Annotated in this window: 9 protein-coding genes; all 9 read right to left on the minus strand. The window is 56.1% G+C overall.

Going from position 1 to position 8331, the window contains the following annotated elements; all coding sequences use genetic code 11:
* Positions 1 to 17: 17 nt before the first annotated feature.
* Positions 18 to 746: a biotin--[acetyl-CoA-carboxylase] ligase gene (locus tag WC612_06450; GenBank protein ID MFA6280413.1), complete on the minus strand. Its 729-nt coding sequence runs from the start codon at positions 744 to 746 to the stop codon at positions 18 to 20.
* Positions 743 to 2203 (minus strand): NADH-quinone oxidoreductase subunit NuoN, encoded by a 1461-nt coding sequence (gene nuoN / locus WC612_06455; GenBank protein MFA6280414.1) that lies wholly within the window; start codon positions 2201 to 2203, stop codon positions 743 to 745. Before nuoN ends, WC612_06450 begins: the two co-directional genes overlap by 4 nt.
* Complete coding sequence (locus WC612_06460; protein ID MFA6280415.1) at positions 2200 to 3678, minus strand: NADH-quinone oxidoreductase subunit M; 1479 nt, start codon at positions 3676 to 3678, stop codon at positions 2200 to 2202. Before WC612_06460 ends, nuoN begins: the two co-directional genes overlap by 4 nt.
* Positions 3675 to 5660, minus strand: a complete 1986-nt coding sequence (nuoL, locus tag WC612_06465) for an NADH-quinone oxidoreductase subunit L (GenBank protein ID MFA6280416.1) — start codon at positions 5658 to 5660, stop codon at positions 3675 to 3677. The genes WC612_06460 and nuoL overlap by 4 nt, the downstream gene beginning before the upstream one ends.
* A gap of 4 nt (positions 5661 to 5664) precedes the next feature.
* Entirely contained in the window at positions 5665 to 5985 is a 321-nt protein-coding gene (gene nuoK, locus WC612_06470) for an NADH-quinone oxidoreductase subunit NuoK (protein ID MFA6280417.1), read from the minus strand.
* The gene (locus WC612_06475) at positions 5985 to 6578 is read right to left on the minus strand and encodes an NADH-quinone oxidoreductase subunit J (protein MFA6280418.1); all 594 of its coding nucleotides are present in this window, start codon (positions 6576 to 6578) and stop codon (positions 5985 to 5987) included. Before WC612_06475 ends, nuoK begins: the two co-directional genes overlap by 1 nt.
* Entirely contained in the window at positions 6575 to 7069 is a 495-nt protein-coding gene (gene nuoI, locus WC612_06480; GenBank protein MFA6280419.1) for an NADH-quinone oxidoreductase subunit NuoI, read from the minus strand. Before nuoI ends, WC612_06475 begins: the two co-directional genes overlap by 4 nt.
* Positions 7066 to 8067 (minus strand): NADH-quinone oxidoreductase subunit NuoH, encoded by a 1002-nt coding sequence (nuoH, locus tag WC612_06485; protein MFA6280420.1) that lies wholly within the window; start codon positions 8065 to 8067, stop codon positions 7066 to 7068. The genes nuoI and nuoH overlap by 4 nt, the downstream gene beginning before the upstream one ends.
* Positions 8060 to 8331, minus strand: a 272-nt coding sequence (locus tag WC612_06490) for a hypothetical protein (protein MFA6280421.1), incomplete at its 5' end; no start/stop codon positions are given. The genes nuoH and WC612_06490, both read right to left, overlap by 8 nt.

An 8331-nucleotide genomic window follows, 5' to 3' on the forward strand; every position in this document is an offset into this window, starting at 1 on the left:
AAGCCTCCCTTACTTTTTTACAAGAAAAAAACATCGCCCGTCCGTATGACGGTTTCCTGCCCATCTGCCAAGCGCAAGATAAGGCTCCCCTTAGAATCGATTCCAGCAAAGTCGCCATGAACCTCGCCCGAAGGCAGCCTCACAACCATGGCCCCCATCTTGGCATCCGACAGCCACGCCTTACGGATCGGGCAAAAACCATCGTAGTAGAGGGTTTGACGCCATTGATCAAGGCTTTGCAGAAAATAAGCCAGCGCAGCCTCAACCGTCACCGACGATCCCTGCTCGGACAAAGAGGTCGTCGGGTAAAGGGCCTCATCGGGATGATGCGTAACATTAAGACCAACCCCGATCACAATCCACTCTACCAGATTGTCAACGACAGGGGCCGTCTCAAGCAAAACGCCGCTAATTTTCTTCCCCTCAACCAGCACGTCGTTAGGCCATTTAAGTTGCAAAGACGCCTCTGGGCAGGCCTTTAAGACCGCATCATGAACGGCCAACGCCGCCGCAAAAGTGTACAGCGCTGTCTGTTGCAGCGTACGGCGAGGCCGCAAAAGCACGCTGACATACAAATTGCCTTCAGGCGATTCCCACGTGCGACCCAACCGTCCCTTACCCGCCGTCTGGCGCAACGCTTGCACGACAAGACCTTCGGCCTCGCCCGCTTCGGCGGCTTGCCTAGCCACCGCATTGGTACTTTCGGTAACATCCAGCGTTTGAACGCGAAAAAAAGAAGGGATCATGGAAGCAACAGCCTTTCCGCAGCAAGGCGTGCACCATCAACAAGCAGCGCAGGAGCAAGAACAAACAAAGCAAGAAAGAGCGAGGCCAGAGCGAGGCCGCCCTTCAACGCAAAAGAGCCAACAGGATCAAGTTGCCCCTCTTTCGCCGCATCAAAATACATGATTTTGATGATCCGTAAATAGTAGCCTGCCGCCACGACGCTAGCGAGCACCCCAATCAGCGCCAAGGGCCACAACCCAGCCTTAACCGCCGCCAGCAAAACGAAGTATTTGCCAAAGAATCCGGCCAAAGGCGGCACACCGGCCAAAGAGAACAAAGCCACGGCAAGTATCAGTGCCATCCATGGGTGTGTTTGGGATAGCCCCGCCAGATCATCCATCTTTTCCACGGGGGCATCATCTCGACGCATGCCCACCATCACGCCAAACACAATCAGTGTCGCAACAAAATAAACAGCCAGATAAACCAACACACCTTGCAGACCCAAAACGCTTATCCCGCCACGCACAGGATCAAGGGCAACAAAACCCACCAGCATCGTGCCAACATTCGCGATAGCGCTATAGGCCATCAGGCGCTTGATGTTCTTTTGCAGCAATCCCGCGAACGAACCCAACGCCATCGAAGCCACGGCCAGAACGATCAGGATCGGCTGCCAAACGGTCGCCGTGGCCGCCAAAGGAACGGCTAACACAACCGCCAGCAGCGCCAACGCCGCAATTTTCGGCGCAGCCGCCAAAAAGGCCGTGACGGGCAATGGCGCACCTTCATACACATCGGGCGTCCACATATGGAACGGCACGGCGGATGCTTTCAAAGCAAACCCCGCCAAAACAAAGCCCAGAGCAACGACAATGCCGACAGGCAGCGCCGGACTTTGCGTCAAGACGTGTGCCATAACATCAAACCCTGTGCCCCCCGCGAAGCCATAAAGCAGCGATAGCCCAAACAGCATAATCGCGGATGAAAAAGCCGAAAGCATAAAATATTTTAATCCGGCCTCACTGGATCGTTTTTCTTCGCGCTGAAAAGCCGTCAGGACATAAAGCCCCAGATTTTGCAGCTCCAGCGCGACATACAACGCGATCCAATCATGCGCCGAGATCATCAGCATCATGCCCAGCGCCGACAGCATCACCAAAACAGGATATTCGGGTTTGATGCCCCTTTTCTGTCCGCCAAAAAATACCGGCGCAAGCGTCAGCGAACCCGCCGACGCGATCAGCAGCATGACTTTGATAAACCGCCTAAAGTCATCAACCGCAAACATGCCATGAAAAACCACTCCGGACTCACGGCCCAAAAACACCAGCACTGCCGCGGCCAGCAAGGAAACAATCGCCGCGCTTGTGACAAGGCCGCCAGCCTTGTCCCCACGAAACGCACCGATCAGCAAAAGCGCCATCGCCGCCACCGCCACCATCATTTCAGGAAGAGCAAAAAGCATGTTGATCATCTATCTTCCCCTGCATGCTGTATCCGCTCCGCATCCACCGCAAATATGCGCGTAAACGTCGTCGGATAAAGGCCCACCCACAAAATCAAAAGCAACAGCGGTAGGAACATCGCTGCCTCGCGCCACGTCAGATCGGGAAGCGCCTTCACTTCCGCCTTCTCAGCCACACCGAAAAACACCCGCGCATAAAGCCACAGCATGTATATCGCACCCAGCACAATGCCCAAAGCCGCCACAGCCGCCACGCCATGATTCATAATCCACGCGCCCTGCATCGCCAGAAACTCACCCACAAAACCGGACGTTCCGGGCAAACCAACCGCCGCCAACGTCAAGACCATGAACACCGACGCAAAGTGCGGCATCACGCTCGCCACGCCGCCGAACCGCACTATTTCACGCGTATGCGTGCGCTCATACACCACGCCGACACCAAGGAACAGCGCGGCAGAGACGATCCCGTGCGAGAGCATCACCATCATCGCGCCGTCCAATCCCTCGCGCGTGCCAGAGAAAATCCCCAGCGTGACATACCCCATATGCGCGACGGACGAATAGGCAACCAGCTTCTTCATATCCGTCTGCGCAAGCGCTACCAGCGAGCCATAGATGATGGCAATCAAACTGAGCGTCACCACCATCGGCGCAAAAGTCGCGCTGGCGTCAGGCAACATCTGCAAGGAAATCCGGATAAAGCCGTACCCGCCCATCTTCAACAAAACGCCTGCCAGAATAACGCTGCCCGCCGTTGGCGCTTGCACATGCGCATCGGGCAACCATGTATGAAACGGCCACATGGGAGTCTTCACGGCAAACGAGGCAAAGAACGCAAGCCACAACCACATGGCCATTTCTTTCGGGAACGCAAAACCCATCATCGCGGTCATATCACTCGTCCCCGCCTTCATCACCATCACAAAGATGGCGACCAGCATCAAAACCGATCCCAAGAACGTATAAAGGAAAAACTTCATCGCCGCATAAACACGCCGCTCGCCGCCCCACACGCCGATGATCAGGAACATGGGGATCAACGCGCCTTCGAAAAAAACATAGAATAAAAAGAAATCGAGCGCCGTAAACATCCCGATCATCATGGTCTCAAGCAAAAGCAGCGCCGCCATAAAAGACCGCGCCCGCTCCTTCACCGCAAAGCCCGACAGGATTGCAATCGGCGTTAGCAGCGTCGAAAGCAAAACGAACCACAGCGAAATCCCGTCCACGCCCCGATGATACACAAGGCCCATCGACGGCATCCACGCGGCCTTTTCGACCAGCTGAAAACCGCCCGTCGCCGCGTCGTACAAAAAGGGCAGCGCAAGCGACGCTATAAACGTCACGCCAGAAGCCACCAGCGCGATCAGCCTTGTGCGCCTCACCTGCTTTTCATCCTGCCCACGCGGCAACAGCGCCAGCGCCACCACGCCCAGTAGTGGCAGGAATGTGATTAGGCTTAAAAGCGGAAAGTTGTTCATGCCCAAAATCTCCTCACCATCATCCAGCCGACCATGACGGCAAGTGCCAAGGCCATCACAAAGGCATAGTGAAATACATAGCCTGTCTGCCAACGACGCGCCCTTGCGCCGATACCTTGCGCCACCGCGCTCACACCATCGGGGCCGAAGCGGTCGATGCAGCGCTCATCCCCCCGATGCCAGAAAAACGCGCCCAGCTTCGGCAAAGGTCGCACGAACAAACGATCATACACCTCATCGAAATAGTATTTATTCAAAACGAGGCGATACAGCGCCCCCAGTCTGGCCGCGATAATCGCCGGAACCTCTGGTCTGCGCACATAAAGCCAGACCGATAGCCCCATCCCCATCAACGCCAGCATCAGCGGCGCAAGCTTGGCAACCTCTGGCACGACAACGCCCTCGTGGCCATGCAACACGACCAAAGCCCCACGCCAGAAAGCGCCATCAGGCGCACTGGCAAACCACCCATGCCCTACAAAGCCTGCCAGCGCCGCTCCCAAAGCCAAAGGCACAAGCGGCCCCAACAGCCACCACGACGATTCATGAACGTGCGCCGCCACGCTCGCGTCATGCCGCGCCTTGCCATGGAACGTCAGAACGATCAGCCGCCACGAATAAAACGCCGTCATAAACGCCGCCATCAGGCCAAGGCCATAGGCCGCACGCCCATACCAAGAGCCATGCGCATAGGCGGCCTCTAAAATCATGTCCTTGGAATAAAAGCCTGCGAAGCCGAACACGCCTTCGATCCCGATGCCCGCCAACGCCAGCGAGCCAATCCACATCAGCGCGTACGTCACGGGCATCTTGCGCCACAGGCCGCCCATCTTGCGCATGTCTTGTTCGCCGCTCATCGCATGAATGACGCTGCCCGCCGCAAGGAACAAGAGCGCCTTAAAAAACGCGTGGGTCATCAAATGAAAGATCGATGCGCCATAGGCCGACACGCCAGCGGCAAAAAACATATAGCCCAACTGGCTCATCGTCGAATAGGCGATCACGCGTTTAATATCAAACTGCGTGAGGCCAATTGAGGCCGCAACAACCGCCGTCACCGCGCCCACAATGGCAATCACAGCGAGAGCCGCAGGCGCGTATTCGAACAAGGGCGAAAGCCGCGCCACCATAAACACGCCCGCCGTCACCATGGTCGCGGCATGGATCAACGCCGACACGGGCGTTGGCCCTTCCATCGCGTCCGGCAGCCAGACATGAAGGCCAATCTGTGCCGACTTGCCCATCGCACCCACGAATAAAAGCAAACAAACCGCCGTTAAAGCACAACATGAGCGGTCGCCCACAACATAGGTCTGACCAACCACCTGTGACGCGCTTCTAAAAATCACATCAAAGTCCAGTGAACCGAACAACTGATAGCAGCCAAAGATGCCCAACAAGAACCCGAAGTCGCCAATGCGGTTAACCCAAAAAGCCTTCATCCCCGCACGGCTTGCGGCAGGCTTCTCATACCAGAACCCGATCAGCAGATAGGAACAGAGGCCTACGCCCTCCCACCCGAAGAACATCTGTAACAGATTGTCGGCACTCACCAGCATCAACATAAAGAACGTAAACAGGGACAGGTACGCCATAAAGCGCGGCATGCCCCGATCACCCTTCATGTATGAAACCGCATAAAGATGCACCATAGCCGAGACAGTTGTTACCGTCGCCACCATAATCGCCGTCAGCGTATCAAAGCGTAGCGCCCAGTTAGCCTTCACACTCCCCATCGCAAACCACGGCGCAAGAATATGGGTCCGCGCCCCACCCGCGCCAAAAGCAACATCGATAAAAATAAAAACCGCCAACGCCGCCGCGAGCAGCATCGCCCCGCACGTCACAACTTGAGCAAACAAATCAGAAGAAACCCGACCCTTCCCCGAAGGCCAAAGACCGAAGGCTGAAGCCCCCGCCAACGCCGCCCCCAGCAAGGGCAGGAAAACGGCGGCGCTATCAATCATCATCGTTATGCTCATGCGCCTACCCCTTTAACTCCGCTAAACCACCAACCGCGATGTCGCCACGTTGACGGAACGCTACGACCAGAATGGCAAGGCCAATGGCGGACTCTGCCGCGGCCACGGTCAAAACGATCATCGCAAAAGCCTGCCCCGCAATCCCGCCGCCGAAATGCGAAAACGCCACAAGGTTCAACGTGGCGGCCAGCAGCATCAGCTCAATCGACATCAGCCACACGATCACGTTGCGACGGTTCATGATCACGCCCATCAGGCCGACGACGAACAGCATCCCCGCCAGCGCCAGATAATGCCCAAGGCCAATCGTGAAAACGCTTTCCATCACAAAGCCCCCTTTCCGCTTTTGACGTCATGCAGCGTTACAACATCCTCGGCGCGGCGATCCAGCTGCGCCTGCACGTTCTGCCGCTTTGTCCCACGAGGCCCACGCTGTGTCAGCACAATCGCGCCAATCATGGCCGTGAGCAAAACAAATCCCGACACCTGAAACGGATAGATAAAGTCCGTGTACAACACGCGCCCCAGTGCGCTTGTATTTTCCATATCCGCCACTACCGGCAAAGCAACATGCGCCTGCGGCCACGTCACGGCCATGACCACCATCTGCGCCAGCAGCACCGCGCCCACACCAAGCGAGGCAGGCAAAAACCGCTTAAGCGGCGCAGAAGGCGACCCGCCCTTCACGTCCAGCATCATCACGACAAACAAGAACAACACCGCAACCGCGCCGACATAGACGATAAGTAGGATGAAGGCCAAAAACTCTGCCCCCAACAACAAAAACAAACCCGCCGCATTGAAAAAGCACAGGATCAAAAATAGCACCGCCGTCACCGGCTGACGCACACTCACCACCGCCACGGCGCTCGCGATCAACACAAGCGCAAATACACAAAACAACGCTCCTGCGATCATGCTGTCCCCCGATCCGCCTCAATGTTCGCGGCAAGGACAGGCTCCCACCTGTCGCCATTATCCAAAAGCCGCGCCTTATCGTACAAAAGCTCCTCATGCGTCCATGTCGCATATTCAAAGTTGGGGCCTTCGACAATCGCACCCACGGGGCAAACCTCTTGGCACAGGCCGCAATTGATGCACTTCGTCATATCGATGTCATAGCGCGTGGTGCGGCGTGAGCCATCCTGCGCCACGCCCGCCTCAATCGTGATCGCCAGCGCGGGGCACACGGCCTCGCACAGCTTGCACGCAATGCAACGCTCGCTACCATCGGCACAACGGCGCAGCGCATGTTCACCGCGAAAGCGCGGGCTAATCGGCCCTTTTTCATACGGATAATTGATCGTGACTTTCCGCTTAAAGATATACCGGAACGTCAAGGCTAAACCGGCCAGAAAGTCCAGCCCCAGCCAATAGCACATCCGCTGTTTGATCAGCGCTATATTCATCCGGCGTCTCCCACCATTTTGACCGTGGCCACGACGACGACCCAGAAAAGCGAAAACGGCAGGAAAAACTTCCAACCGATCCGCATCAGTTGATCATAGCGATAGCGTGGCAACGTGCCGCGCACCCACAAAAACACGAACAGGCAAAACGCAATCTTTAACGCAAACCACACAAAGCCCGGCACGAAGCCCAGCGCAGCCACGGGCGGCAACCAGCCGCCTAGGAATAAAATTGTCATCATCGCGCTCATTAAAATCATGTTCGCGTATTCGCCCAAAAAGAACATCGCAAAGATCATAGCCGAATATTCCGTGTTAAAACCACCAACCAGCTCAGACTCGCCCTCTGGCAAGTCAAAGGGGCTGCGGTTTGTCTCGGCCAACGCGGAAACAAAAAACAAAACAGCCATCGGCAGCAAAATGGAAAAAACATTCCAACCTGACTGTTGCGCCTCGACAATTTTACTTAGATTCAACGACCCCGCTTGTAAAAGAACCGTCACGATGATAAGGCCGATCGACACCTCATATGACACCATTTGCGCAGCGCTGCGAAGGCCGCCAAGCAATGCGTATTTCGAGTTTGACGCCCACCCCGCAATGATGATCGCGTAAACGCCCAACGACGAGATCGCCAGCACATACAAAACGCCAACATTGATGTTCGCCAGCACCAGCCCTGCATCGAACGGGATCACAGCCCACGCCGACAACGCCAGCATAAACGTCATGACAGGCGCGGCGATAAACAAAAACACAGTTGCTTGCGTCGGAATAATCGTTTCCTTAAACATCACCTTCAGGCCATCGGCCATGGGCTGCAACAAGCCAAACGGCCCCACAACGTTCGGCCCCTTGCGCAGCTGGATCGCGCCCAGAACCTTGCGCTCGGCATAGGTCAGATACGCCGTCCCGCCCAGCACCACGGCCAAAATCCCGCCAATACCGAGCAGCATCCAGAAAAGCGGCAGCCAATAGGTCGTCATCATATCATCCATGCGCTGCCTCCCTATAAACCACGTCTTTTTTGCCCCGTCCTATACCGTCATCCCCGCGCTCCGTCACGCCGCCCTTGCGGCGTGCGAAAATAACAAAACGGGGATATCGCTTATTGTTTTCTCCCGCCCCCTCCCCTACACCGTCATCCCCGCGAAAGCGGGGATCCCGTTTTCTATTTTTGTAAATCTTTCCCCATATCCCTCCATGTCGGATTGAACTTTTCAATGCTTTGTTTTTTCCAGTCTCTATTCCACTTTTTAATG

This window comes from Bdellovibrionales bacterium, assembly GCA_041662785.1.
Lineage (GTDB): Bacteria > Pseudomonadota > Alphaproteobacteria > UBA9219 > UBA9219 > UBA8914.